This window comes from Rhodovulum sp. PH10, assembly GCF_000293785.1.
Lineage (GTDB): Bacteria > Pseudomonadota > Alphaproteobacteria > Rhizobiales > Xanthobacteraceae > Rhodoplanes.
The window spans coordinates 39,777-62,900 of the sequence record NZ_AKZI01000022.1; the positions used below are offsets into that span (position 1 = coordinate 39,777).

Genomic DNA, 23,124 nt, shown 5'->3' on the forward strand with positions numbered 1-23,124 from the left:
TGTGGGGGACGCCGGTCCGAGGCGCGGCGAGCCGGGGACTTTTCGGCCCCCCCTCTGTCAGTGCCAGACGCCCCGCCGATGGAGGCTCGCCTGCTCTTCGGACTGCTTCAGCCGGTCGTGGCAGTCCTTGCACAGCGTCTGCAGGTTCGCCGCATCCCAGAACAGACGCTCGTCCCCGCGGTGCGGCTCGACGTGATCACAAACCCGCGCGTCGTCGCTGGTGACGCGACCGCACCGCCGGCACGTGCACAGGTCGCGGAGGAAGACCTCGTCGCGCAACCGCTGCCAGCGGGTCGTCTTGTACCAGCGGCGCCATGGTGCTCCCATGCCCCATGTCAGCAAGAAGCCCCGGCGCATCGCTGCACCGGGGCTCCACGAACTCTTCCATGCGTCCGCCGTCAGCGAGAATCACCCTCTCGCTGATGCTGGCTCGATCTGATCGACCGACAAACCTTTCACGACGGTCGCGCCGCCGAGGATGTCGATCAGCATCGCGATTCTTCCGGCATCGTCAAGCGTGATCAGCGTGCCGTACAGACCGACGAACGGTCCCTCGGTCGCGCGGATCCTGTCTCCCGCCGAGAGACGCAGCGCCTTGCGGGCGGATGCAAGATTGTGGGCGAGTTCACCCTCGTGCCCGACCAGCTCCCGCAGAAAGCCCGGGTCGACCATCGCCGGCGTGTCGTAGCCGCTTTCGAGCACCCGCCGTTGGCCGGGCAGCGCACGGATCGCCCGCCACGCCCACGGCGTGCTCGCCGGCCACCCGGCGAACACGTAGCCGGGAAACAGCGAGCGCCGCACGCGGCGGCGCCCATCGGCCCGCCGCCCGCCGCCCTGGACGGTCTGGGTCGCCAGATATCGCGGCCAGAAGCACGACAGGCCGAGGCGCACGATCTCGCTCGCGCACAGAGCCTCACGGCCGCCGACCGTCTGCACGCATCCCCACGTCGTCCCGTCCTGGTCCGAGAGCCGCAGCATCTCACTGCCCCTCCGCGTCGTGCCGAGCGTGCAGCGCATCCCCGTCGTCGGCGGGCGGGCCGGTGCCGGACGACCCGGATCGCGCCGGCGGCCACTCGCAGGGCACCCGTGCCGCAAACTGCCACCGGGGCACCTCCTCGGGCGGCCCGCCCAGCCGCCGGAGCGTCACCGTCTCGCCGGGAATGTTGTGCTTGCGCGCCTCGAGCCCGGCGCCGCCGAGCAACGCCAGCCACTCGGCCCAGCGCACCCACTGCGCGGTCTTCGGCGCGATCAGCGGCCAGTCCTCGGCCGGCACGTCGGCATAAGCCGCCAGCGCCAGCACGAAATCGGGCAGAGGCCGCATGAGCACCCCGGCGCACCCACGCGCAGCATCGTGCTCGGCACGCGGCATCGCCCGGCCGCGGATCGCCGCCAGCACGCCGCGGGCGCGCCATTCGGCGGAGTCGACCCGCACGAACACCGGTCGCACCGGCTCGGACGGCGCGTGGCGGCCGTACTCGTCCCACAGCCCCGGGTTCCGCAGCAGCCTCTCGGGCGACACCAACGCCGGGGGCCGTTTCGGCGTGCGGTCGTGCAGCGCCCTCGCTCCGCGGGCCGCCGTGAGCACCCGGGCGCGCTCCTCGGTCGTCAGCCCGGCCGCGAGCGCCGCAACGAGTTCGGGCCGGTTGGTGACCCGTGGATAGACCGATCGGAACTCGTCGAGCCACCCCTCGATCCTCGGATCGCGCTCGGGACTCGGGTCTTGCTCCCCTCGGACGTCCTGCGGCCTCGCCGCACCGGAGGGGGGTCGGGGGGTAGAATCTGGTTCTTTTGGAGGTTCATTGTTGGGGTAGCAGCAGTGATACGGGGACCGTAGCACAGCTGTGATACCCTCCCCGTCGCAATTTGCTACCCTCCCCCCCGGTATCAATTTGATACCCTCCCCCTCTTCCGGAGGGGGCTCGCCGACGTCCTCCACGTCGCCCGCGTCCTCTGCCTCCTCCGCCGAAGGCAGATCCGACACGCGCTGCAGCAACTCCGCCGGCCCGACGTCGAGCCGCAACCTGATCTCGTCGGAAGTGCGCCGGCCGTCCTGTGCGTGCCGCGCGACCCTGATCAGCAAGCCGTCGCGCTCCAAATCCTTGATGCGCCGCTGCACCGTCGCTCGTGATTGCGACGTGTCCGCAGCGAGGCGCGCGATCGACGGCCACGCGCAGCCGTTCTCGTCGGCGTAATTGCCGATCACCATGAGCGTCAGTTTCGGGCTCGGCGGAATCGGCAGCGCGAGCGCCCAGTTGATCGCCTGCATGCTCATGCCGCACCCCTCGCCTTCTCACCGGCGATCGCTCCGCGCAGCCGCACCTCGAGCGTCACGGGATCGAGGTCGTAGATCGGCTTGCCCGCGGCCTCGCACACCGCGATCTCGTGCGCGACGCCTTGTGAGCAGTCCCAGCCCGGCAGATGGGCGACATAGAGCGCGTCCGCCGCTGCAAGCATGGGCGCGTCCTGCCGCATCCACATCTCGTGATCCGTGGCCGGCGCGCCGCCGTGCACGGCGAGCGGATGCGAGTGCGCGATCGGCGAGTAGACGCACACGCCCCGCCGCACGAGACGCCCGGCCAGATCCGCCGCCGCCTCGAAGGCCGCGATCATGCCGTCCGGATAGCGCGTATAGGGCGTCGCGAGATAGACGAGCCGGCAGCCGTACGGCGCGCCGAACGGCGGCACCGACTCGACGCTCGCCGAATCCGGCACCGGCCGGTCGTCACGCCCGATGCCGCGCAGCTCGGCCGCGATCAGGATCACGATCCGCGCGCCGGCGTGCCACAGGTGCGACCGGCCGGAGCCTGCGTCCGGCCCCTCGCGCAGCCACCATGCCGCAAGGTGGCGGTGCAGCGCCGCCCAGTCGTCGGACCACGCCCGCCCCCGCCGCCAGTCGTCACCGCTCGCGCCGTCGTGCTTGTCCGCCCCGTGGCCGAGCATCCGCACGACCGCGCGGAGCGCATCCCACGGTGCCAGATGCCACGGATCCTTGCCGTCCATCGGCCGAACGTCGTCAGTCATGATCCCCTCCGCTCGGATCCCTCGCGGGCTCCGCCTGCGCCGCGATCAGCACCGCGACCGTCCGCATCAAGAATTCCCGCGTCAGCAGCACGCCGGCCGGCACCTCGCCCCGCAGCACGCCCCACAGGTCGCACCGCGCCGTGACGTCGAGCATGGAGGTGATCAGCTCGGAGACGGGCATCTGCCGCATCTCGGCCGCCGCCTCGGCCATGTGCGCGAGATCCGCCGGCAGCGTCACCGTGACCGTCACCGGTGCGGGTCGGCGGCTCCTCATCGGCCGCCACCGACCGGCTCCGAAGACACCGAGCGCCGCAAGAAATCGGGAATGTCGAGCCCATCGTCCGTGGCCGACCGATCGAGCAGGCCGGAGACCGTCGCGCCGCGCACGACAGCCTCCGGCCCTGCCGAGGGCGCCTCACCGGCGGGCATCACGCCGGCTGCCGTGGCCTGCCTCGCGCCGCCATCTGCCCCTGCGGATCCGCCTGCGGATACGGCGCCACCTCTCTCGCCCTCGGGTTCGATGATCTCGCCCGTCGTCAGATCGACCGGCCCGTCGAGGCTGATCGATCGCCGCGCCACCGGATGCCGCGTGAAATGCTCGGCGTCGTCCGGGCGCGTCCGGGTCGCGCATTGACCGGGCGGAATCCACAGCGGCGGCAGCGGCGACCCGCCCGCGACCCAGACCAGCCAGCAATAGGCGGTCGCCGTCGACCCGTCCGGGTCCCACCGTCCCTTGCACAAGGGCACGCGCTCGACGAAATACGCGCACAGCGTCGGGCACCGATCGCGAAAGACACGCTCCCACCGCTCGATGCCTTCGACCGCCCATTGCGATCGCAGGAACATCGCGACGCCGCCGCGCGGCACGAAATCGAGCGCCCGCAGCACGAACGGAATCGTCCGGCTGCCGAACGGTGGGTTGGTGACGATCCATCCGTCGTCCGCCCCCGGCACGATGTCGGCGAGGAAATCGGCGACGCCGGTGGATCGATAGCCGTAATCGCGGATGTCGGTCGCCACCACGTCGGGCACGTACTCCCGCAGCACCTCGGCGATGTGCCCCTCCCCGCACGCCGGCTCCCACACCTGGCGCACCTGGCGCACGCCGAGATGCGGCAGCACCACCTCCATCAAAGCGCGCGTCGCCCAGGGCGGCGTCGGGAAGAAGTCGAGGCTGTCGTCGGGCTCGATCCGCGCCGCCATCACGGCGCGCGCGCCGCGCGGCAGGAGCTGCGCCAGCTCGGCGCGCTGCTCGCCCACATCCTTCCGGGCGAGGCGCTCCGCTGCCGACACCGGGATCTCTCCGCGGTCGAGGGCCTCGCACAGCTCGGGCACCCCCTGATCGTGCACCACCCGGGCGCGCTCGACCTGCCGCTCGGAGACGTTCAGCTTGGCCGCCGCCTGCGCTGCCGAAAATCCGCCAATTGGCGGATTTTCCGGCTCTGGCCCGGCGGGCCGCCCGCGCGTCATGTTGGCGATCTTGCCGGCGATCGAGGCGCGCTGCCGGTCGTCGAGGTGCCGACGCTGCAGGTTCTGCGAGATCACATAGGCGAGCGGATCGCCGAACAGCTCCTCGCGAAAGTAACGCACGTGCTGCGGGCCGATCTCGACCTCGGCGGCTCGCGCCGCCCGGTAGCGGTTCCGCCCGTCGAGGATTTTTCCTTGATAGAGATCGATCGGCTGCTGAATCCCGTGCGCAGCGACGTCCGCGACGAGGTCGGCGAAATCATCGCCCTCGATCAGCGGGAACAAGTTTGCGAGCGGATGGTATTCGAGATTCATCGTCACGTTCCGGCGTGGCTTCCACGGCTGACCGTGGAAGCCACAAAGCCTCGGATCACAGCCGGCCGAAGATCGCCCGCCGCCTGGTGCGCTCGGCGATCGAGGTGACGATCGCCTGGAACACCGCCTGCCGCACCTGCTCGACACGGTGGAGCTGGATGCCGAGCTTCAGCCCGCCCTGCTCCGGATCGATCCGCCACCGCAGGAAAGCGTGCACCTCGGTGTCGGGCTCGCCGAAATAGACCGGCAGGCCGAGCACGAATTTGGTCGGCAGCTCGAGACCGCCCTTGGTGACGGCGCTGTTCTCGGCGGTGAACTCGAAATTCTCGTTGTCGCTGGCGGTCCTCACCGCCTTGACGAAGTTCACCTTGCGGTGCGCCTGCAGGTCGCGCACCGCCTCGAGCAGGTCGGCCGCCGTGGGCGCCCGCACGTCCGCCGAATTCTCCTCGACGAACCGCGCGAATTCGAGCTGCCCCATCAGCGTGCCGCTGATGCCGGTCCACAGCTGCCATTCGACCGAGTGTTGGAGCTGCAGCACGGCCCGGTGCGCCCCGTGCGTCGGCGCGCCCGGCTCGTGATAATCGAGTACGGCGACGATCCGATCGTTCTCCTGGTCTGCGAACAGCACGGTCGCCTCGCCCGAGAACTCGCCGACATATTCGACGAGAGAATCCTGCGTCTGGACGGTGACGGTCTGGTCGATGTAGCGCGGCAGAGAGACGGACAGGCCGTGCTCGTCGCTCACCTCCTTCAGGGTCGTGCCGTCCGGCACGACCAGAAACCGTCGCCCGTCCGCGAGCTCGACCGACTGTGCCCGCAGCGCATCCTGCGCCAGGTTCCGAATGGCTTCCGCTTCCGTCGTCATGGGTGTTGGTCCTTCGTGATCAAGCGCGCGCGGCGCCGTGGAACGTGGGATCGGCCTCGACGAAATCCATCTCGCGCTGCGACGGGTCGACGCGATGCAGATCGCCGTCGGCATCCGAGAAGAAGACGGCCGGCTGCATCTCCGGCACCGGCTTCTTGCTGGTGACCGACACGAGCAGGGACTTCTCGGTGCTGCCGTGCTCGGACGGCTTGACCTTGAGCTTGATCGTCACCTCGCCGGCCTTGCCGGTCTCGTCGACGGCCCGCACGACCTCGGCGAGCAGCGCCGTTGCGAGAGCCACCGGCGCGCCACGCCGGTATTCCCGCAAAATGTCCGTGATCAGCTTCACGCGGTCCTCCTCTCGATGGACAGAAAGGCCGATGGTCACGATGACTTCCCTCGGCGGATTGGCGATCGCCGGCAGAGCGCCGCCGTGACACGACCGAATCTCCCTCACATTCCGATCGCTTTGCGGATGGTCCGCACCATCGAGTCGATGGCCGCGGCCTCCCGGCGGATCTCGGTGGCACGGCGATCGCATTCCGCGGCCGCCTCGCTCGCGCGTTTCACCAGCGCCTCGGCCTCGGCCACCTGCGCGGCGATCTCCTCGTTCCCGCCTGCGCCGCCGAAATTCTCCTCACGAATGGTGACGACCCACGCGCGCGGCACGCCGAGATCGTCGGCGACCTTCTGGTCGGTCCAGCCGACGCCGTAACCACGCTCCTCGTCGAGATAGACCTCGTCGAGCCTGGAGAAGACCAGCCGTCGGTCCTCACGTGACATCTGACGGGGCGACGTGCCCGCCGGCACGGCCGCTGTCATGACCGGCGCGGTTTCGACCGGCTGACGCGAAGCCGGACCGGCGACGATCGCGAGATTGGGTGTGTCCTTGCCGGCCATGGCCTTGCTCTCCTTCTGGCAGTCCGGGCATCGGTCGTGCATCGCGAGCCGGCCGACCAGCCAGCCGGCGCGTTGGTAGCGCTTGGTGAGAAACGCGATTTCCTTGCCGTCGCTGTAACCGGCGTTGTTCTTGAGATGCGGGCGCGCGACCACGAGGCTGCGCGAGCAGCGGGCACAGACGATCTTGGCACCCGAGGTGCGACGGCCGTCGCCATCGACCACGGTGGCGGCGACGAAGCGCGAGAGTGCGGTGACGGCTCCCATGTCACCCTCCCCTCGTGATCACGATCGCGCAGCCGTCGACCACCAGGCCGGCGAGCACCACGAGAGCGATCGGCATATAGGCCCGCCAGTCCTCGCCGGAGCACGCATCCGTCTGTGCGTCCGGCGCGGCCGGGCACGCAGCCGAACCAAACGAAATGGCCGGCGCATCCGCCGCGGGCGCGGCTCCCGTGGAGCATTCGGACGCGCCGGCAGGCGCCGCCACGCGACGACACGGGCGCGCGGCGGAGAGGGTCCCGAGATCGGCGGAAGTGCTCATGCCTCCTCGCCCTCCTCGAGACGGACGAGGCGCTTGTTGAGTGCGCGCAGCTGCGCCCGCGTCTCGGACAGCTCGAATTGCTTGAGCAGCTCCCGCCAATAGGGCGGAACGGGATCGGCGGCGGCCATCACCGCCACCAGAAACCGACGCCCGTGCACCGGGTGAAAGATCAGCGTCAGGATGGTCTCGGCGCTCGCCGCGGTCTTGCCGGCGAGCAGCAGCTCGGCGCCCCGTGCGCTCCCGAGCCCGCCCGCCCAGGCCAACTCGGGCGCCGTTTGGTCCGGCCAAATCTCCCTTGCCGTCCGAGCGATAGCGGCCGTCGACCGAATCGCGTTTCGGAATCGACCGAATCGCATTTCGCGGTGCGATTTGACCGTCCGACCCCGCGTCGGCGATGCTGCCCGCGTCGACATCAGGGTGTCTCCCGCAAGGCAGAAGAAGGGACGGAGCCACTGCCGGTCTCGCGAACCGGCACGGTTTCCGCCATTGCTGAGACGAGCGAGGAGGTGGAAGGCGGCAGTAGATCGTCAGCGGTGAGCACCACTCCCAGGTCGCGCGCGAAATCGAGTAGCGCGCGGTGATGACGCTGCGGGATGACACCGCCCGTCCCACCAGCCGACCTCGGCCGTCCCCAGTTCGAGACACGCGTCCGATGGACGCCTACGACCGTAGCGACCTTGGACGGCCCGCCGAGCTTCGAAATGATCGAGGATGCTGGATTCATGGCGTCGCCGAACGTAGCGACTATCGCTACGATACGCAACACAACCGTAGCGACAATGGGGACAGACGCGTGTAGCGGTGGACGCTACAGTCGCGGCATGGACACGCGCGCCACAGTCGACTGGATTCAGGCCGCTCTCCTCCACAAAGGGATGAGTCAAGCGGAGCTGGCCCGCCAGTTGTCCGAGCGCCTGGGCCGCGCCATCGATCGCGCGGCCGTCAACAAACTGGCGAAAGGCCGTCGTCGACTGATGCTCGACGAAATGGTCGCAATCTCACAGATCACTGGATTTCGGCCGCTGCGCGTCGATCAAAACGGCGACGAGGAGCACCTCTCGTCCGAAGAAGTGGCATCGACGACCGGCCACCCACTAGGCGGCGTCGTGTTCGACGGCGCGCCTCGCAACATCCCAGCAGGAGAGATCCCACAAGTAGACGCTCGACTCGGCCTGGGCCATTCCGATGATGTCTCGACGATCCAGATAGCAATCGGAAACAACTCGTTTGCCGCAGTCCCGGTGGTCGACACATGGAAGATCCCGGCAAACGTAATACAGCGCCGATTTCACGGCACGGTCTCGTCGCTCCATATCGTGGAGTGCATGGGCGATTCCATGGAGCCTCGGATCCACGACGGCGATTTCGTCTTCATCGACACCGCTCATCGCACGCCGAGCCCACCAGGCATCTTTGCCCTCTTTGACGGTCTCGGACAGACGCTCAAGCGGCTCGAAGTGATCCCCGACACTGACCCGATCCGAGTCCGAATTATTCCGAACAATCCACAATATACTAGCTATGAAGAACTTCTGTCTAACGTCAAAATTATAGGTCGATATGTCGGTCGACTTACGATGGATTGAACGATGGAGATCGCATTATTTTGGCTTATTGCCTCCGTCGTTGTCGCAGTGGCCGCACACACTCGCGGACGTTTTAGTTTTGGATGGTTTCTTCTATCAACCTTGATGTCTCCGCTATTGGCCGGATTGCTTCTGTTGGCCCTACCACGACTGATCCGCGATGCGGCGGCAGGCCCCGTGGTCATAAGTCGCGAAGTTGCACCCCCCCGAGCAGCCGCCACCATTTGAGCCTCATGGCGTCTATGCCGGCATCCCCTATCGAGTGCTCGTCAACTGCTCCGTCGAGGCAGTGACGCCGGCCGGCTTGGTGCGCTTCCGGAACATGGATCAATTTCTCGCCATGGCCGACGGCAAATCCACCGGACCGCTGCCGCGCTAGCTCGGTTACGGGTATCTAATTTCGCTACATCCACTCTTGACCGGATGTAGCGTTTATCGCTACAGTCTCTCCATCGAACGAGGGGAGACACCATCATGACCACCCGCCGCCGCAACGAGTTGATCCGGTTCCACGGCCAGGCCGGCCGCCCGGAGCTCGCCGACCGCTATGACCGGGCCTGCGCCCGCGCGGCCAAGACCGGCAAGCGCCCGGACCTGGAGGAGGCTCGCTTCCTGGGCGAGCTGCTGGAGACCGGGGGCCGCTGAGGCCCCCCACCCTCCACGCCCCCTGGGAGCGCCCGCCATGCCCGCCGACCTCGCTGGCATCGCCGCCAGCTACGCGCCGTATCACCTGCTCGCCGCCTTTGCCGAGGGCCTCGTCGCCCACGACGCCGGACAGTTCTGCAACCCGTATGACGGCCGGCGCGACGCGGACGGCCAGATCGCTGCCCAGGCATGGGACCGAGGCCGCGAAGCCGGCGCCCGTTATGCCCGCGCCCTCGCCGGCCACCGCAAGCCCGCTCCCGTGTCCACGCGGCCCGACACCACCCCGCCCGCCGCGGCCGCCCACGCGCCGATATTTCCCACGCCCCCACCTCCTCGAGGAGCCGCATCATGAGCCCCGCCGCCCGCCGCTCGTTCTTCAAAACGCGCTCGCCCTTCTGCCGCCGCCCGTGCCTGGTCGATCCCAGCGACATTCGGTCGATGATGGTCGACGACATTCTCGGCCTCGCCGCCGTCAACGACGGCTCCGTCACGCGTGACGATCTGCTCTCGATCGGCTGGACCGGCCGACAGATCGATCTGCATGCCGCCGCCGCCCGCGAGCGGGCCGCGTCCCGTGCCAGCCGCCCGGCGTGAGGAGGGAGGCATGGGCTCGATTTCCGACACACCGCACCGTCGACGCCGCAGCAACCCCGTGCGCCGCACGACGCTCGTGATCCTCGGCACGCCCCACCGCATTTGGACGCTCGACAGTGCCGAGGCGACGAGCATCACGCTGCCGCTGGTCCGCGCGCTCGACCCGCATCCGCCGGCCCCCACCATCGAGGTGCGACTATGATCACGCTCGATCCCGCTGCACGCCGCGCGCTCGGCGCGCTCCTCGCCGAACCGCTCGAATGCACGCCCGCTGGCTGGATACGACCCGGCTCGGCCGACGTCCTCGTGTCGGCCGACGTGGTGGGGCAGCTGGGCCACGAGGGATTGGTGACGCTCGATTGGTCCGGCGCGCGCCAGCGCCTCCGCCTCACCCCGCGAGGGGTGTCCTATGCGCGCGCCACCACGGCGTACGAGGCGGACCTCCTGCTCGCCGGTGCGCTCGCCGGCTACGACTGGCTGATGGCACGGGCGACCGCCGTCCGCCGCCGGGCTGCGCAGTGAGAGGAGGTCGAAGTGGACGAGTCCTTGTTGACGCTGATCCGGTGGTTCTGCGGCGCCGCTCTGGTGCTGCAGGTGATCCTGATCACCATCGCCCTTCGCCTCACCCGCCAGGCCCGCCGCGACGCGACGTCGTTGCACGCGCAGGTGCACGCGTTGCGCACTTCTCTGCGGAAGATCGTGCCCTGAGCATGACCGGTCCGCTCGCGAAGGGGAAGAGCACAATGACGATCGACCTGTTCGACCCCGACCGTCCAGCCAGATCGGACGCGCAGCGCAAGCGCGAGCAGCGTCGAGCCACTGACCGGCCGCACGGATACGCCGCGCCGCCGGGCACGGGCCCGGCCGGTCAGACGTGCGGAACGTGCGCGCACGTCGTGGTGTTCGGGGCGTCCCGCACCTATCGAAAATGCGGGCTCGTGCGCGGCTACTGGAGGTGCAGCCGCGGCACGGACGTTCGGGCTCGGTCGCCGGCGTGCCGTCGGTGGGCCTCTCCCGATCAAGGAGACTGAACCGTGTCGCGCACTCCCGCCCGCGTTACCCAGGCCGACGTCGCCCGAGCACTGCGGGCCGCGAAGCAGGCCGGCGCCGGTGCAGTCGAGGTGCGCCCCGACGGCACTATCGTGATTCGGGTCGAAGGGCACGAGGCTGCGCTCGCCGCACCCGAGCCAGCGACCCACGGGCCGGATGTTGACCGAAAGCGCCGGATCGTCCTGTGATGGACGACATGCCCCGCCCTCGCCCGCCGCACCTACATCGGGAAGCCACCCGCCACGGGCGGATCGTCTGGTATGTGCGGGTCGGCAAGGGACCGCGAATCAGGCTGCGCGCCGCCTTCGGGACACCCGAGTTCGAGGCCGAGTACCGGGCGGCGATCGCCGGCGAGCCGCTTCCCGGGCCGCGGAAGGCCACGACCGGATCGCTGGCCTGGCTGATCGACCGGTATCGCGAAACAACGGCTTGGGCCGCCGACCTGTCGGCTGCGACCCGTCGGCAGCGGGACAACATTTTCAAGGGCGTGCTGGCGTCGGCCGGGGCGGAACCGTTTTCTGCGGTCGACCGAGCGACGATCGTCGAGGGACGGGACCGGCGTGCGGGCACCCCCGCCCAAGCCCGGAACTTCCTCGACGCGATGCGAGGCCTGTTCCGCTGGGCTCTCGAAGCCGGGCATGTGACGATCGATCCCACGGCAGGCGTGAGGAATCCGGCTCGGCCGAAAGGTGGAGGCTTCCCCGCCTGGACTGAAGACGATGTCGCGCGGTTCGAAAAGCGTTGGCCGGTCGGCACCAAGGAACGCGTTTGGCTCGACGTGCTGCTCTACACCGGGTTGCGCCGCGGCGACGCCGTCAGGCTCGGCCGGCAGCACGTCCGCGACGGCGTCGCGACGCTCCGGACCGAGAAGAGCCAGGGGGCCGTCCTGGTCACCATCCCGATTCTCCCTGTGTTGCAGGCGACCCTCGACGCGGGCCCGACTGGGGATCTGGCGTTCATCTGCGGAGCGTCGGGTAAACCTCTGACGAAGGAGTCGTTCGGGAACTACTTCCGGGAGGCCTGCGAATCGGCCGGCCTTGCCAAGCGCAAGAGCGCCCACGGCGTGCGGAAGATCGGCGCAACGCGGGCGGCCGAGAACGGTGCGACCGTTGCCGAGCTGGAGGCGATCTTCGGGTGGCGCGGCGGCGGGATGGCGTCGCTCTACACCCGCGAGGCAGACCGGGCGCGGCTGGCGAAAGGAGCGATCGGGAAGCTCACCAGAACGGCGGGCGAACAGTCTATTCCCGCACCTCTCCGCAAGGTGCGGGCGCGAGCGCCAAAACCTCAATGAATTCAAATGCTTGGAAAAGCATTGGTGCGGTCGAGAGGACTCGAACCTCCACGGGTCGCCCCACTAGCACCTCAAGCTAGCGCGTCTACCAGTTCCGCCACGACCGCATCCTGATCGGCACCGTCTGCGAGGCGGCGCCGAAGCGACGCGAGGGTGTAACAAATCGATGATGCGGCGACAAGGGCGGCGAAGCCTCTCGTGATGCAAATTTCACAGGGGTTTCGTGCCGCCGCGTGCGGCCTTCGGGTAGACCGGCCAGACCGTGCCGAAACGAACGATTTCAGGCGGTTGCCGCCGGCCGCCGCAGAGGATTGCGACCGATCGTCGGGCGCGGCGCCAGCGACAGCTTCGCCCGACGATGCGTCGGTAGGCCGGAGGACGAGAGCCGGGAGGCGAATGGAATCGGCCGCGGGCCGAGCGACGGCTCGGCGAGACCCGGCTCGGGGAGATCCGGCTCCGGAAGCCCGGGCTCGGACGCGGATGCGAGTCGGCCGATGGCGGCGACGGTCGAGTCCAAAAGACCAGCGATCGCCGGGCGCGGCACGGCGCCCCTGCCCCGGCAGGCTCGCTCGGCGACAGCACGGATGCTCGGAAAGGAAAAACGCGTCAGCGATATTCCGGCGAGCGCGGCAGCATGCGCCGCACCTCGACGCCGATCCGGCTGCCGCTCACCACCACCGCGCCCTCGGCCACGGGGTGGTTGTTGACCAGGATCTTGACGGGCTCGTTCTCGCGGGTGTCCAACTCGATGATGGCGCCGCGCCCGAGACGCAGCACCTGGTGGACCGGCATCACGGTCGAGCCGAGAACGACGGCGATATCGAGCGCGACGGATTCGAGCTGGGCCACCGAAGAATCCCCGAAGAACGTGTTGTTTCGACCGACCGCCAGACATCAGCACGAGGATGGTTACGAGGTGCTTAACGATCCCTCTCGCCCGCTCTGCTCGCCGCTCTCGCCGGCCCTCTCCGACGAAAGCGCGACCGCGCTCGCGCCGGTCGAGTGGCGGATCGACGGCGTCGTGCCGTACGAGACGGCGCTCGCGGTGATGGACGCGCGGGTGGCGGCGATCGCCGCCGGCACCGCCCCGGAACTCGTCTGGCTGCTCGAGCACCCGCCGCTCTACACCGCCGGCACCAGCGCGAAACCGGCCGACCTGATCGACGCGCGCTTCCCGGTCTTCGCCACCGGACGCGGCGGGCAGTTCACCTATCACGGGCCCGGCCAGCGGGTGGCGTACGTGATGATCGACCTGCGCAGACGGCGGCCGGACGTGCGGTGGTTCGTGCATTCGCTCGAGGCGTGGATCGTGGCGACGCTCGCCCGCTTCAACGTGTCCGGCGAGACGCGGCCGGACCGGGTCGGCGTGTGGGTAAGGCGCCCGGAGCGCGGCGAGGGCCGCGAGGACAAGATCGCCGCCATCGGCGTGCGGCTGAAGCGCTGGGTCAGCCTGCACGGCATCAGCCTGAACGTCGATCCGGAGCTGTCGCATTTTTCCGGGATCGTGCCGTGCGGCATCGCCGATCCGCATTTCGGCGTCACCAGCCTGTGGGATCTCGGGCACACGGTGACGATGGAGGATGTCGACCTCGCGCTGAAGGCGGAGTTCGAGGGGTTGTTCGGCCCGGCCGAGCGGATGCCCGGCTCACCTCCGGAATTTTGCTCATAACTCAGAGCACTACGGAACGATCTTCAGATCGTGTGCAAGACGGCGAAGGAGCCGTCCGCGGACATGTTCGCGCGCTCGGCCTCGCCCGCCGCGTCGATCTCGACCCGATCCACCCGCGCGCGGAACGGCCCGCGCCGGCAGGCGGCGACGAAATCCTCCACCACCTCCGCCGGCCCGGCGGCGACCAGCTCCACCGCGCCGTCGCGGCGGTTGCGGACCCAGCCGGCGAGACCGCGGCGCTCCGCCTCCGACGCCGCCCAGTAGCGGAAGCCGACCCCCTGCACCCGGCCGCGGATCAGCAGATGGCGGGCGATTCGGTTCTCGTCGGGCGCGCTCACGAGAGGCCTCCCGAGACTTCGCCCGAAAACTCGCCGATGTCGCGGGCGCGCGTGCCGAAAAAGCCCGCCGGGCCGAGCCGAGCGAGCGCCGCGACGTAACCGTCCGGCAAGCTGGCGGCGCGGGCCGCATCGAGCACCAGCGGCAGATAGCCGGGTTTTGGCCGGCCGCGGCGGGACGAGCGGGCGAGATAGAGCAGCGCGCGGACGCGGGCGCCGCCGGGAGCACCACCACGGCCGTCACAAAAGCACACCGGCAGCGTCACCGCGCGATAGAGGCCGACGTCGAGCCCTTCGTAGGCATTGAGGGCGGCGCGGTCGCGCACGCCGATCCGCCACAGCACGCCGTGCACGCAAACGCCCGGCGCCCGCACCGCGGTGATCAGCCCGTCGTCGTTGACGATGGTGCGAAAGCCGTCGAGCACCGCGCGGCCGGCCTCCTGTGCGCCCGGACAGCGCCGGCGCATCATCGCGCGATCCATGTTCGATCCGTAGGCGAAGTGCAGCGTCACCGGGACACGTCTCCTCGGGTCGTTCCGGCAGAAGCAGAGCGGCGCATTTCGGCGACGCGTTTCGATGAGACGATGATCGCCGATCCGCGGCACGGGGTCGAGCCGGGGGCCAAGCCGGCGGCCGACAAACCGTCGCAGCGAAACGCCGCAACGATCAGAGCATGCGCTGGAAATCGGCTTTCGAGACGGCCTTGCACGACTTCACGAAGCGGATCACCCGGGCGGAGGTGTCGTTGCTGAGGGTGACGAAGCGCTCGAACGCCTCCTTCACCGCCCCGTCCTCCTCCACCCCGCCGAGGGTGGCGATCACGCAGCGCACGTCCGGCCAGCCGAGCCCGACCGACTTGCACAAGATCAGGATGCCCTCGGTGGCGCCGGCCCGCATCAAATTGCGCACCGTCTCGACCGGCAGCTTGCTCAGCGCCGCCAGCGCCTCGATGGTGTCGTTCTGGCGGCCCGCCTTGGCGAACTCGGCGACCTTGGCCTTCAGCTTGGCGGTGTCGAGCTGCAAAAGCGCGCTCGGCGAGTAGCTGTCCTTGTCGACCTGGGCGCGCTCGCGCGCCACCTCGGTGGCGATCTCGGCGAGCGTGCGGGTGATCTGCACGCGCATGTCGCCATCGGCCGACTTCAGGAGGCGGGTCTTCACCACCTCGGTCGCCTTGCGCAGCAGATGCTCGAACACGTCGGGCGGAACGTCGGTGCGGCCGATCACCGTCTCGGCGAGGCGGACGTCGTCGCTCGCCTTGTCCATCACCTTCATGAAGGTCGGGCGGGAGAAGCGCGCGCCCTTGTTGCCGGTGACCTTCAGCGTGACGCTGGAATCGCCGCGGTCGACCAGCACCTCGGTCAGCCGCTCGGGAAGCTGCTCACGGCCGGCGATGGCGGCGAGGTGCGCCTGCCCCTTGGTCTGCGCGAGCTGAACGAGGAAGTCGTCGCTGAGGATCTTCGAGCGCTCGATCAGCGGCCCGGAGATCTTGATGTCGTCGTCCTCGGCGAGGCGATGCACCGTGCGGACCGGCGCGTTGGCCACCGGCGCGAGCCGCTTGGCGAGCCGCACCAGGGCCTTCCGCTCGATCTTGAGGACGAGATGGCTCATCACGTCGTCGAACACCGAGACGTGGTCTTCCGTGTAGTTGTCGGCACCGGCGAGGAAGAGGTCGCTGACACGGCGCAGGATGTCGGCGCGCTGGGCACTCGAACCGTTGCTCAGCGTCTCCTCGAGCTCTGCGATCAGCGACGGCGCGCTCCCCATGACACCCGATCCAGGCCGCGGCCCCGAACAATCCGCCCCATGCGAATACACCGCCCAGGAATGAAATAGCCGTTAACTCGACCGGCGATTTCCCCCGCTACCGTCGACGCTGTGCCTCCCCTTCTTCTTCGATCCCGGGCAGCCACCCGGCGAGATGTGCCAGCCTCCGGGGTCGCCCCTCCTGCTCTGGCCAAGCCCTTCGTTTCGCGAGGAATTCTCGCTTCTCCGAGGTCCGCTCCCGCGGGTGAAATTTCACCTTCGGGTCCGCCCGCGTGCCACATTCGACCGGTCGGCAGCAGCAACAAGAAGGGGCATCCCATGAACGACTCCGACGACATTCAGAAAACGACGATCCGAAAAATAAAACTCAAAGTCATACCGTTCTGCCTCGCCCTCTACATCATCAACTACATCGACCGGATCTGCATTGGCTTCGGCGCGCTCGACATGAACGCCGAGCTCGGTATCTCGAACGCCGCGTTCGGCTTCCTCTCGTCGGCGTTCTTCATCGGATACTTCTTCTTCGAGGTACCGAGCAACATGTGCCTGCACAAGGTGGGTGCACGCATATGGATGGCGCGCATCATCATCTCGTGGGGCCTCGTGACGATGGGGATGTTCTTCGTCCAGAACTTCACCCACGTGCTGAGCCTCAGGGTCCTGCTCGGCATCGCCGAGGCCGGGTTCTTCCCGGGAATGATCTACTTCTTCACCTACTGGTTCCCGGCCAAGGAGCGCGCCAGCATCATCGGACTGTTCATGCTGGCGGTGCCGTTCGGCAACTTCATTGCGGCCCCCGTGTCGACGCTGATCATGGACAACATCCATTGGTTCGGCCACGCGGGCTGGCGCTGGATGTTCATGATCGAAGGCGGCGTCGCGGTGATCCTCGGCGTGATGGCGATCTTCCTGCTGGTCGACAAGCCGGAAAAGGCCAAGTGGCTGAACGACGAGGAGAAGCGCTGGCTGACCGACACGTTGAGCCGTGAGAACGAGTACAAGAAGGAAACCGCGTCTTTCTCGCTCGGTCAGATCTTCTCCCACCCCAAGATCTGGCAGCTCAGCCTGATCTATTTCAGCATCCAGACCACGACCCAGTCGGTGAACTACTGGATGCCCACCATCGTCAAGGGCTTCTCGTCGGATTGGTCGAACACGACCGTGGGCACGGTCTTGATGCTGCCCGGCATCATCAGCCTGGTCGTGATGCCGTTCTGGGGCATGCACTCGGACCACAAGCGCGAGCGCAAATGGCACACCGCGCTGCCGATCATCCTGTCGGCGGTCGGCCTGATGATGATCGCCGTGTTCGACGAGATTCCGCTGCGCCTCACCGGCGTGATCCTGAACGCGGTCGGCAACGTGGCCTTCTACGGTCCGTTCTGGTCGCTTCCCTCGATCTATCTCACCGGCCGGGCGGCCGCCGTGGGCGTCGCGATCATCAACTCGCTGTCCAGCGCCGGCGGCTTCGTCGGCAACAGCATCGTCGGCGTCATCAAGGACACCTCGGCCGGCACCTTCGGCGTCCTGTCCTTCCAGGCGGCGTGCTGCGTTTTCGCCTTCCTCGTGACGATCTCGCTCAGTCTCGAGGACAAGGCTCTCACCGAGAGCTAACGAAAGAGAAAATCATGAAAATCATCAGCGTCGACGTCTTCAAGGTGAACGACGGCAAGCCGAGCATCCTCGAGGGAACCGAGTTCTTCCCCGTGGTGGTGCGGATCAACACCGACGAGAACATCTCCGGATTCGGCGAGCTCGGGCTCGCCTACGGCAACGCCCAGGATGCCGGCTTCGGCATGGCGGTCGACTTCGCCAAGATGATCATCGGCATGAATCCCCTCAACAACGAGGAGATCTGGGAGAAGCTGTTCAGAAAGCCGTTCTGGGGGATGGGTGGCGGCACGGTGGTGTTCTCCGGCATCAGTGGCCTCGACATCGCCTTGTGGGACATCCGCGGCAAGCACTATCAAACGCCCGTCTACAATCTCCTCGGCGGCAAGACCAACACCCGGCTGCGCAGCTATGCGAGCCAGCTCCAGTTCGACTGGGACGAGAAGACGGCCGCTCTCGTCGATCCGAAGGACTACGCGAAGGCCACCCGCAAGGCGCTCGACCAGGGCTACACCTGCATCAAGGTGGATCCGGTCGGGTTCGACCTCCAGGGGAACTGGATGGGCTGGAACAATTACGGAATGCTGGAGTACGACCAGCTCCGCGTCGCGATCGACCGGGTCGCCGCGATGCGCAAGGAAGGCGGCGAGAGGATGGACATCATCATCGAGCTGCATTCGCTGACCGACGTGAACACCGCCGTGCAGCTCGGCACCGAGCTCGAGAAGTACCGGATCTTCTACTACGAGGAGCCCGTGCATCCGCTCAACAGCGTCTCCATGCGCGAGGTCTCGGAGCGGATCCGCATCCCGATCGCCTCCGGCGAGCGGATCTACACCCGCTGGGGCTACCGGCCGTTCCTGGAGGACCGCTCGCTCAACGTGATCCAGCCCGATCTCGGCAATTGCGGCGGGATCACCGAGGGCAAGAAGATCTGCGACATGGCCAACACCTACGATGCGGCCGTTCAGATCCACGTGTGCGGCGGGCCGATCGCCACGGCCGCGGCATTGCAGCTCGAGGCCGTGATCCCGAACTTCCTGATCCACGAGCAGCATGCGGTCGCCCAGCTCGCGGCGAACCGGAACACCTGCAAGTACGACTACCTGCCGAAGGACGGCTATTTCGAGATCCCCGATCGGCCGGGCATCGGGCAGGAGCTGACGGAGGACGCGATGAACGCCTCCCGCAAGGTGACCGTGAGCTGACCACGAGCTATCCTCACACCGCTGACGGACGTGACCGTGCGGCGCCCGTCAGCCTTCTCCGACATAGTTGTTGATGCGCAGGATGTGCTCCTTCATCCGAGCGCAGGCGGCGTCGAAATCCTCGTCGCGAATGGCCCGGACGATCGCGGCGTGCTGGAGGACGGAAATCTCGATGTCGGCCGCCGCGTAGCGCTTGATCGCGTTGTTGTACAGGGTGAACACCTTGGCCTCGATGGTCCGGAAGATCGCGTCGAGGAACTCGTTCTCGGCGTGCCGGAAGAAGGCCGCATGGAACCGGTTGTCCACGTTGATGTATTTCTTCGCGTCGGCGAGCTTGCTCGCCTCACGGGCCTCGAGCATGTTGAACTTGAGGTCGTCGCACAGCGCCTTGTAGTTCCGCTGCATCGACTCCCGTATCGCCTCGCACTCGATGACGATCCGGACGTTGTTCAGGTTCTCGATCTCCCGCTTCGTGAAGCAGGCGACGTAGGATCCGCTCCGCGGCTTGATGATCACCAGACCCATCGTCGAAAGCAGCTTCAGCGCCTCGTGGACCGGCGTGGTGCTGATCGAGAAATGGTCGGCGAGCTGCTCCTCGGTCAGCTTCTGGCCGAGCGCGAGCTCGCCGCTGACGATCATCTCCCGGATCTTGGCTTCCGCATAAGCAACGAGCGATTTCGTACTCATCGTCGTACCCGTCGAAGAATGGGAGCCGGTTCGGCTGGTATTCGAGGTCCGCGGCACTCGCCGCTGCGGAGCGAAGCGAACGAAGCCGGGACGGCACGGAAGGAAGTAAGGAAGTAAGGAAGGAATTGCGGGCCGCAGTATCGTCCGCAATGTGGCGGGAGAACAAGAGCCAACCGGCCGTTGTGCCGACCGCACACGTTGCGGCCCGGACGGTCGCCGACGGCCGGTCGGGCCGGCCGGTCGAGGGGCGCGGACGCGACCTTCGGCCGCCGAGCGGCGTACCCTCACCGCCGTCGCGCGAAAATCGCGTGCAGGAGCGCCTTGAACAGCTTCGAGCGCGAACGCTTCAGCGCCGCGAGCTCACCGGCGACCGTGTCGCGCTCCTGCATCAGCCGGTTGAGGCCGTCGTCGGCGACCGAAAGCAGCGCGTCGAGCCCCTCGCCCGCCGCCCCGCCGCTGCCGCGGCGCGCGAGCGCCAGGAGCGGCGGGTCGCCGTAAGTGTGGCCGGGCGGCGCCCAGCCGCGCGCGTAGCGGGTGCCGAAATGCTCGATCGACAGGAAGAACGGGTCGGGCGCGGCCGGCTGGTAGGCGTCGAAGGCGCGGCCGAGCGACAGCGTCATCGCGCTCTCGAGCGGACCGGCGAAGGCGCCGTCGCGGTCGTAGAACCACGGCGTCGCCATCCAGCGGCGGAGCTGCGCGTCGGAGACGAAGAAGCCGCCGACATGCGGGTTGGTCGGCAGCGCGAAACTGTGGCGCCGGCCGTGCCAATCGGCCTCCAGCATCGGCGGCTGGCCGGCGCGACGCATGCCGAGACCGATCATGGTCTCGGCCGAAATCTTGGGCCACACCGAGACCATCGCCGGCGTGCCGGATTGCGACATCTCGTAGCGCAGCGGCAGCAGCACCCGCTCCGGCCCGAACGCCTGCTCGAACCAGGCGAGCTTGTCGAAGAACAGCGGGTCGTGGACGATCATGTCGTCCTCGACCACGGCGTAATAGTCGTACTGCCCGACGCGCTCGCCGATCACCCGCTGGGTCTCGAAGCCGAGCTGCATCGCCGGGCCGTCCCAAAGCTCCAGCGTGTAGAGCGACGGGTCGATGCCGACATGCTCCATGATGCCCTTGCCCGGCACCTGCAGCACGACGATGTCGAGCACCCGCTCGGTCTCGTCGCCGGGCAGCCGGGCGGCAGAATCCTCGCCGTGCCGGTTCGGGCCGAAATGGCGGTGGAACCCGACGATCATCGCGTTGACCGCGGCGATGCGGGCGATCGGGTCGATCCGGCTCGCATAGATGGTCGGATCGCCCGCCGAAGCGGGCTCGAAGAAGTGGTGGGTGACGACGAGAAGACGCATCGGCCTAGCCAGCCCGAACCAGCAGCGCGAGGTGCGACCCGAAATCGGGAATTTTTGCCCGCACGAAGCCCGCCTTCGCCATTGCCGCGAACATGGCGTCGAGCGCGCCTTGCGCCACCGCGTGCGGATGCAGCTCGAGATGGATCGCCCGCACCCGCCGCCAGTCGGCGACCGACGGCAAGAGGTCGACCTCGGCGCCCTCGACGTCGAGCACCAGCACGGTCGGGTCGAGCGTCGCGACGATCGCCGACAGCGCGCGCGCCGGCACCACGATGCGGGTTGGCGCCGCGGCGGCATCCACCAGTCCCGCGACGGCGAAGCTCGAGGTCTCGCTGGTGTCGGCGAAGGCGACCTCGGCGACGTCGCCGGCGACCACCGCCGCCTGCTCGACCGTCACCGAATGCCCGTTGAGCGCGAGATTTTCACGAAGTGCCGTCGCGGTCCGCGGGGTCGGCTCGAACACCGTGACGGCGGCATCACCGACCAGGTCGGCGATCGCCATGGTCACCGTGCCGAGCCCGCCGCCCGCCTCGACCACCCGGTCGCCCGGCCCGATCAGGCCGGCCTGTGCCATGTGGGCGAGCAGGTCGCGTTCCGGCTTCTCGTAGCGGCCGAGCGCGACGAGCTTCAGCACCACCGGCGAGGTCAGCACCGGATCGCGGCGCAGCCGCTTGCCGCCGACCCGCAGCTCGTCGCCCCACGCCCACAGACGCCAGCGCCACGCGGCGCTGGTAGCCAACCGATCGAGAAACACGCCGAACCGCTCCCCTGACGGCGCGCCCCGAGAACCCGGCGCACACCGCTCGGCCGGCTCTATCACGAATCGGCCGGGCGGCCAGAGAAGTTTGCCGGAGCCGTATCGTCCTACCGTCTCGGCCCGGCGACGATGTGGTGCTCGTGCAGCCACGAGATCTCGTGGTCGGGGTAGCCGATCTCGGACAAAATCTCGTCGGTGTGCTCGCCGAGGCCGGCGGCGCGCTTGGGCGGCTCGCGCGGCACCTCGCTGAACGAGAACGGCGTGCCGGGCATCAGATACTCGCCGATGCCGGGCTGCTCGAGCCTGGCGAACATCGGGTTGTCGGGCGAGCAGTCGGGATCCTCGTCGATCACCTGGCGGAACGAGCGAAACACCGACCAGGTGACGCCGTGCTCGTCGAGCGCGGGGGCGAAGTCCTCGACGTGGCGGGCGCGGAACCAGGGCGCGAGCAGCTCGGTGATCTCCTTGCGCGCCTTGAAGCGGTCGCCCTCGCGCGACAGCCGCAGGCCGAGCCGCACGCCGAGGTCGTCGAGCTCCTCGTGCAGGCCGGTGGTGTGGCGCAGGCCGTCCCACTGGCGGTTGGTGAGGGCGACGATCATCACCCGGCGGCCGTCGGCGGTCTCGAAGTCCTGGCCGTAGGCGCCATAGAGCGCATTGCCGTAGCGCGGCCGGTCGAAGCCGTTGACCTCGACCTCGCCGATGATGCCGAGATTGCCCAGCGTCGCCAGCGCCACGTCCTTGAGCGCCACCTCGACGAGCTGGCCCTGCCCGGTCATCCGCCGGTGCCGCTCGGCCGCCAGCACGCCGAGCGCGGCCTTTTGGCCGGTCACGAGGTCCCAGGCCGGCAGCACGTGGCACACCGGGTCCTGCGAGCCCTCCGGCCCGGTGGCGGAGGGAAAGCCGACCGCGGGATTGACGGTGTAGTCGACCGCCGGGCCGCCGCGCCGATCGCCCAGCACCGAGACCATGATCAGGTCCTCGCGGTGCTTGCGCAGCGAGTCGTAGTCCATCCAGCCGCGCACCCGCAGATTGGTGAGAAAGACGCCGCGGTCGGGGCCCGGCTCGCAGATCAGGCGGGTGAGGATCTCCTGGCCGCGCGGGGTCGCCATGTCGACCGCGAGCGAGCGCTTGCCCTTGTTGAGCCCGGCCCAGAACAGGCTGCGATTGTCCTTGGTGACCGGCCAGCGGTGATAGTCGAGCCCGCCGCGAATGCGATCGAAGCGGATCACGTCGGCGCCGAGCTGCGCCAGCGTCATTCCGGCGAACGGCACCGCGACGAAGGCGGAGCCCTCGATCACCCGCAACCCCTTCAGCACCTCGACCATCACGCCACTCCTACGCTCAGAGACCGTTTGGAAACTCCGACGGGGCTGCGCCGGAGCCGATTTCGCCGATCCGGCAGGAGCCGATCGAGGCGCGTACCGGGGAGTACGCGCGAGATCGGCGACGAACCGGGCGGCCGA

31 protein-coding genes and 1 tRNA gene are annotated in these 23,124 nt (G+C 68.2%); 12 read left to right on the forward strand and 20 right to left on the reverse strand.

The window, feature by feature from the left end; all coding sequences use genetic code 11:
• Window positions 1-57: 57 nt before the first annotated feature.
• The 11 genes from A33M_RS04735 to A33M_RS04785 all read right to left on the reverse strand — a co-directional run bounded on the left by A33M_RS04735 (window position 58) and on the right by A33M_RS04785 (window position 7,372).
• Window positions 58-327: an HNH endonuclease gene (locus A33M_RS04735; RefSeq protein ID WP_040619343.1), complete on the reverse strand. Its 270-nt coding sequence runs from the start codon at window positions 325-327 to the stop codon at window positions 58-60.
• Between the two features lie 81 nt (window positions 328-408).
• Window positions 409-978, reverse strand: a complete 570-nt coding sequence (locus A33M_RS04740) for a transcription termination/antitermination NusG family protein (RefSeq protein WP_040619327.1) — start codon at window positions 976-978, stop codon at window positions 409-411.
• Between the two features lies 1 nt (window position 979).
• Window positions 980-2,272 carry a helix-turn-helix domain-containing protein gene (locus A33M_RS22155; RefSeq protein ID WP_052026843.1) on the reverse strand — a complete coding sequence of 431 codons (1,293 nt, stop codon included), beginning with the start codon at window positions 2,270-2,272 and terminating at the stop codon, window positions 980-982.
• Window positions 2,269-3,021 (reverse strand): DUF1937 family protein, encoded by a 753-nt coding sequence (locus A33M_RS22160; protein ID WP_083850310.1) that lies wholly within the window; start codon window positions 3,019-3,021, stop codon window positions 2,269-2,271. Before A33M_RS22160 ends, A33M_RS22155 begins: the two co-directional genes overlap by 4 nt.
• A complete protein-coding gene (locus A33M_RS04755) occupies window positions 3,014-3,295 on the reverse strand; it encodes a hypothetical protein (RefSeq protein ID WP_157223332.1) in 282 nt (93 codons plus the stop codon). Before A33M_RS04755 ends, A33M_RS22160 begins: the two co-directional genes overlap by 8 nt.
• Window positions 3,292-4,803, reverse strand: coding sequence for an SAM-dependent methyltransferase (locus A33M_RS24375; RefSeq protein WP_008384125.1), 1,512 nt, complete (start codon window positions 4,801-4,803; stop codon window positions 3,292-3,294). The genes A33M_RS04755 and A33M_RS24375 overlap by 4 nt, the downstream gene beginning before the upstream one ends.
• Before the next feature lie 55 nt (window positions 4,804-4,858).
• A complete protein-coding gene (locus A33M_RS04765; protein WP_008384126.1) occupies window positions 4,859-5,668 on the reverse strand; it encodes a DUF2303 family protein in 810 nt (269 codons plus the stop codon).
• A gap of 19 nt (window positions 5,669-5,687) precedes the next feature.
• Window positions 5,688-6,017, reverse strand: coding sequence for a hypothetical protein (locus A33M_RS04770; protein WP_008384129.1), 330 nt, complete (start codon window positions 6,015-6,017; stop codon window positions 5,688-5,690).
• 104 nt (window positions 6,018-6,121) lie between these two features.
• Window positions 6,122-6,790 (reverse strand): hypothetical protein, encoded by a 669-nt coding sequence (locus tag A33M_RS22170; RefSeq protein WP_157223333.1) that lies wholly within the window; start codon window positions 6,788-6,790, stop codon window positions 6,122-6,124.
• Between the two features lie 43 nt (window positions 6,791-6,833).
• Window positions 6,834-7,109, reverse strand: coding sequence for a hypothetical protein (locus A33M_RS04780; protein ID WP_040619328.1), 276 nt, complete (start codon window positions 7,107-7,109; stop codon window positions 6,834-6,836).
• On the reverse strand, window positions 7,106-7,372 hold the full coding sequence (locus A33M_RS04785; protein ID WP_008384133.1) for a hypothetical protein: 267 nt from the start codon (window positions 7,370-7,372) through the stop codon (window positions 7,106-7,108). The genes A33M_RS04780 and A33M_RS04785 overlap by 4 nt, the downstream gene beginning before the upstream one ends.
• Window positions 7,373-7,930: 558 nt before the next feature.
• Between A33M_RS04785 and A33M_RS22175 the strand changes: the two genes are divergently transcribed.
• From A33M_RS22175 to A33M_RS04820, 9 genes are all read left to right on the forward strand, one after another.
• Window positions 7,931-8,695, forward strand: a complete 765-nt coding sequence (locus A33M_RS22175) for a S24 family peptidase (protein WP_052026844.1) — start codon at window positions 7,931-7,933, stop codon at window positions 8,693-8,695.
• A 474-nt stretch (window positions 8,696-9,169) separates the two neighbouring features.
• A complete protein-coding gene (locus A33M_RS23670; RefSeq protein ID WP_008384136.1) occupies window positions 9,170-9,340 on the forward strand; it encodes a hypothetical protein in 171 nt (56 codons plus the stop codon).
• A 37-nt stretch (window positions 9,341-9,377) separates the two neighbouring features.
• Window positions 9,378-9,692: a hypothetical protein gene (locus A33M_RS04795; protein WP_008384137.1), complete on the forward strand. Its 315-nt coding sequence runs from the start codon at window positions 9,378-9,380 to the stop codon at window positions 9,690-9,692.
• Window positions 9,689-9,934 carry a hypothetical protein gene (locus A33M_RS04800; protein ID WP_008384140.1) on the forward strand — a complete coding sequence of 82 codons (246 nt, stop codon included), beginning with the start codon at window positions 9,689-9,691 and terminating at the stop codon, window positions 9,932-9,934. The genes A33M_RS04795 and A33M_RS04800 overlap by 4 nt, the downstream gene beginning before the upstream one ends.
• 10 nt (window positions 9,935-9,944) lie before the next feature.
• Window positions 9,945-10,136 carry a hypothetical protein gene (locus tag A33M_RS04805; RefSeq protein WP_040619329.1) on the forward strand — a complete coding sequence of 64 codons (192 nt, stop codon included), beginning with the start codon at window positions 9,945-9,947 and terminating at the stop codon, window positions 10,134-10,136.
• A complete protein-coding gene (locus A33M_RS04810) occupies window positions 10,133-10,456 on the forward strand; it encodes a hypothetical protein (protein ID WP_008384145.1) in 324 nt (107 codons plus the stop codon). The genes A33M_RS04805 and A33M_RS04810 overlap by 4 nt, the downstream gene beginning before the upstream one ends.
• A gap of 12 nt (window positions 10,457-10,468) precedes the next feature.
• A complete protein-coding gene (locus A33M_RS23675) occupies window positions 10,469-10,642 on the forward strand; it encodes a hypothetical protein (protein ID WP_008384146.1) in 174 nt (57 codons plus the stop codon).
• A gap of 326 nt (window positions 10,643-10,968) precedes the next feature.
• Window positions 10,969-11,172, forward strand: a complete 204-nt coding sequence (locus tag A33M_RS04815) for a hypothetical protein (RefSeq protein ID WP_040619330.1) — start codon at window positions 10,969-10,971, stop codon at window positions 11,170-11,172.
• A complete protein-coding gene (locus A33M_RS04820) occupies window positions 11,172-12,275 on the forward strand; it encodes a tyrosine-type recombinase/integrase (RefSeq protein ID WP_008384148.1) in 1,104 nt (367 codons plus the stop codon). The genes A33M_RS04815 and A33M_RS04820 overlap by 1 nt, the downstream gene beginning before the upstream one ends.
• A 22-nt stretch (window positions 12,276-12,297) precedes the next feature.
• Here the strand turns inward: A33M_RS04820 and A33M_RS04825 are convergent.
• Window positions 12,298-12,382 (reverse strand) — tRNA-Leu (locus tag A33M_RS04825).
• A 499-nt stretch (window positions 12,383-12,881) separates the two neighbouring features.
• The gene (locus A33M_RS04835) at window positions 12,882-13,124 is read right to left on the reverse strand and encodes a FliM/FliN family flagellar motor switch protein (RefSeq protein WP_008384151.1); all 243 of its coding nucleotides are present in this window, start codon (window positions 13,122-13,124) and stop codon (window positions 12,882-12,884) included.
• A gap of 19 nt (window positions 13,125-13,143) precedes the next feature.
• Here A33M_RS04835 and lipB point away from each other — a divergent pair, with 19 nt between their 5' ends.
• A complete protein-coding gene (lipB, locus tag A33M_RS04840; protein ID WP_008384153.1) occupies window positions 13,144-13,944 on the forward strand; it encodes a lipoyl(octanoyl) transferase LipB in 801 nt (266 codons plus the stop codon).
• Window positions 13,945-13,967: 23 nt separating this feature from the next.
• Here the strand turns inward: lipB and A33M_RS04845 are convergent, their stop codons facing one another.
• The 3 genes from A33M_RS04845 to A33M_RS04855 all read right to left on the reverse strand — a co-directional run bounded on the left by A33M_RS04845 (window position 13,968) and on the right by A33M_RS04855 (window position 16,043).
• The gene (locus A33M_RS04845; RefSeq protein WP_008384155.1) at window positions 13,968-14,282 is read right to left on the reverse strand and encodes an acylphosphatase; all 315 of its coding nucleotides are present in this window, start codon (window positions 14,280-14,282) and stop codon (window positions 13,968-13,970) included.
• Window positions 14,279-14,791, reverse strand: coding sequence for a gamma-glutamylcyclotransferase family protein (locus A33M_RS04850; protein WP_008384157.1), 513 nt, complete (start codon window positions 14,789-14,791; stop codon window positions 14,279-14,281). Before A33M_RS04850 ends, A33M_RS04845 begins: the two co-directional genes overlap by 4 nt.
• Window positions 14,792-14,945: 154 nt before the next feature.
• Window positions 14,946-16,043: a DUF2336 domain-containing protein gene (locus tag A33M_RS04855; RefSeq protein ID WP_008384159.1), complete on the reverse strand. Its 1,098-nt coding sequence runs from the start codon at window positions 16,041-16,043 to the stop codon at window positions 14,946-14,948.
• 318 nt (window positions 16,044-16,361) lie between these two features.
• Here A33M_RS04855 and A33M_RS04860 point away from each other — a divergent pair, with 318 nt between their 5' ends.
• Both A33M_RS04860 and A33M_RS04865 read left to right on the forward strand, forming a co-directional pair.
• Window positions 16,362-17,657, forward strand: coding sequence for an MFS transporter (locus tag A33M_RS04860; protein ID WP_008384161.1), 1,296 nt, complete (start codon window positions 16,362-16,364; stop codon window positions 17,655-17,657).
• A gap of 14 nt (window positions 17,658-17,671) precedes the next feature.
• Window positions 17,672-18,862, forward strand: coding sequence for a mandelate racemase/muconate lactonizing enzyme family protein (locus tag A33M_RS04865; protein WP_008384163.1), 1,191 nt, complete (start codon window positions 17,672-17,674; stop codon window positions 18,860-18,862).
• A gap of 48 nt (window positions 18,863-18,910) precedes the next feature.
• Here the strand turns inward: A33M_RS04865 and A33M_RS04870 are convergent, their stop codons facing one another.
• The 4 genes from A33M_RS04870 to A33M_RS04885 all read right to left on the reverse strand — a co-directional run bounded on the left by A33M_RS04870 (window position 18,911) and on the right by A33M_RS04885 (window position 22,986).
• Window positions 18,911-19,549: a GntR family transcriptional regulator gene (locus A33M_RS04870; protein ID WP_008384165.1), complete on the reverse strand. Its 639-nt coding sequence runs from the start codon at window positions 19,547-19,549 to the stop codon at window positions 18,911-18,913.
• A 284-nt stretch (window positions 19,550-19,833) separates the two neighbouring features.
• Window positions 19,834-20,904 carry a hypothetical protein gene (locus A33M_RS04875; protein ID WP_008384167.1) on the reverse strand — a complete coding sequence of 357 codons (1,071 nt, stop codon included), beginning with the start codon at window positions 20,902-20,904 and terminating at the stop codon, window positions 19,834-19,836.
• Window positions 20,905-20,908: 4 nt separating this feature from the next.
• On the reverse strand, window positions 20,909-21,658 hold the full coding sequence (locus tag A33M_RS04880) for an FkbM family methyltransferase (RefSeq protein WP_008384169.1): 750 nt from the start codon (window positions 21,656-21,658) through the stop codon (window positions 20,909-20,911).
• Window positions 21,659-21,768: 110 nt separating this feature from the next.
• On the reverse strand, window positions 21,769-22,986 hold the full coding sequence (locus A33M_RS04885) for a CoA transferase (RefSeq protein ID WP_008384172.1): 1,218 nt from the start codon (window positions 22,984-22,986) through the stop codon (window positions 21,769-21,771).
• Window positions 22,987-23,124 lie beyond the last annotated feature (138 nt).

What these genes read in the sequence shown, in the direction of transcription:
- A33M_RS22155 (WP_052026843.1), bottom strand. Translation starts at nt 2,272, where the DNA reads ATGAGCATGCAGGCGATCAACTGGGCGCTCGCGCTGCCGATTCCGCCG.
- A33M_RS04885 (WP_008384172.1), bottom strand. Translation starts at nt 22,986, where the DNA reads ATGGTCGAGGTGCTGAAGGGGTTGCGGGTGATCGAGGGCTCCGCCTTC.
- A33M_RS04860 (WP_008384161.1), top strand. Translation starts at nt 16,362, where the DNA reads ATGAACGACTCCGACGACATTCAGAAAACGACGATCCGAAAAATAAAA.
- A33M_RS04820 (WP_008384148.1), top strand. Translation starts at nt 11,172, where the DNA reads ATGGACGACATGCCCCGCCCTCGCCCGCCGCACCTACATCGGGAAGCC.
- A33M_RS04865 (WP_008384163.1), top strand. Translation starts at nt 17,672, where the DNA reads ATGAAAATCATCAGCGTCGACGTCTTCAAGGTGAACGACGGCAAGCCG.
- A33M_RS04855 (WP_008384159.1), bottom strand. Translation starts at nt 16,043, where the DNA reads ATGGGGAGCGCGCCGTCGCTGATCGCAGAGCTCGAGGAGACGCTGAGC.
- A33M_RS04870 (WP_008384165.1), bottom strand. Translation starts at nt 19,549, where the DNA reads ATGAGTACGAAATCGCTCGTTGCTTATGCGGAAGCCAAGATCCGGGAG.
- A33M_RS24375 (WP_008384125.1), bottom strand. Translation starts at nt 4,803, where the DNA reads ATGAATCTCGAATACCATCCGCTCGCAAACTTGTTCCCGCTGATCGAG.
- A33M_RS04800 (WP_008384140.1), top strand. Translation starts at nt 9,689, where the DNA reads ATGAGCCCCGCCGCCCGCCGCTCGTTCTTCAAAACGCGCTCGCCCTTC.
- A33M_RS22175 (WP_052026844.1), top strand. Translation starts at nt 7,931, where the DNA reads ATGGACACGCGCGCCACAGTCGACTGGATTCAGGCCGCTCTCCTCCAC.
- A33M_RS04780 (WP_040619328.1), bottom strand. Translation starts at nt 7,109, where the DNA reads ATGAGCACTTCCGCCGATCTCGGGACCCTCTCCGCCGCGCGCCCGTGT.
- A33M_RS04805 (WP_040619329.1), top strand. Translation starts at nt 9,945, where the DNA reads ATGGGCTCGATTTCCGACACACCGCACCGTCGACGCCGCAGCAACCCC.
- A33M_RS04810 (WP_008384145.1), top strand. Translation starts at nt 10,133, where the DNA reads ATGATCACGCTCGATCCCGCTGCACGCCGCGCGCTCGGCGCGCTCCTC.
- A33M_RS04740 (WP_040619327.1), bottom strand. Translation starts at nt 978, where the DNA reads ATGCTGCGGCTCTCGGACCAGGACGGGACGACGTGGGGATGCGTGCAG.
- A33M_RS04755 (WP_157223332.1), bottom strand. Translation starts at nt 3,295, where the DNA reads ATGAGGAGCCGCCGACCCGCACCGGTGACGGTCACGGTGACGCTGCCG.
- A33M_RS04765 (WP_008384126.1), bottom strand. Translation starts at nt 5,668, where the DNA reads ATGACGACGGAAGCGGAAGCCATTCGGAACCTGGCGCAGGATGCGCTG.
- A33M_RS22160 (WP_083850310.1), bottom strand. Translation starts at nt 3,021, where the DNA reads ATGACTGACGACGTTCGGCCGATGGACGGCAAGGATCCGTGGCATCTG.
- A33M_RS23670 (WP_008384136.1), top strand. Translation starts at nt 9,170, where the DNA reads ATGACCACCCGCCGCCGCAACGAGTTGATCCGGTTCCACGGCCAGGCC.
- A33M_RS04795 (WP_008384137.1), top strand. Translation starts at nt 9,378, where the DNA reads ATGCCCGCCGACCTCGCTGGCATCGCCGCCAGCTACGCGCCGTATCAC.
- A33M_RS04735 (WP_040619343.1), bottom strand. Translation starts at nt 327, where the DNA reads ATGGGAGCACCATGGCGCCGCTGGTACAAGACGACCCGCTGGCAGCGG.
- A33M_RS04875 (WP_008384167.1), bottom strand. Translation starts at nt 20,904, where the DNA reads ATGCGTCTTCTCGTCGTCACCCACCACTTCTTCGAGCCCGCTTCGGCG.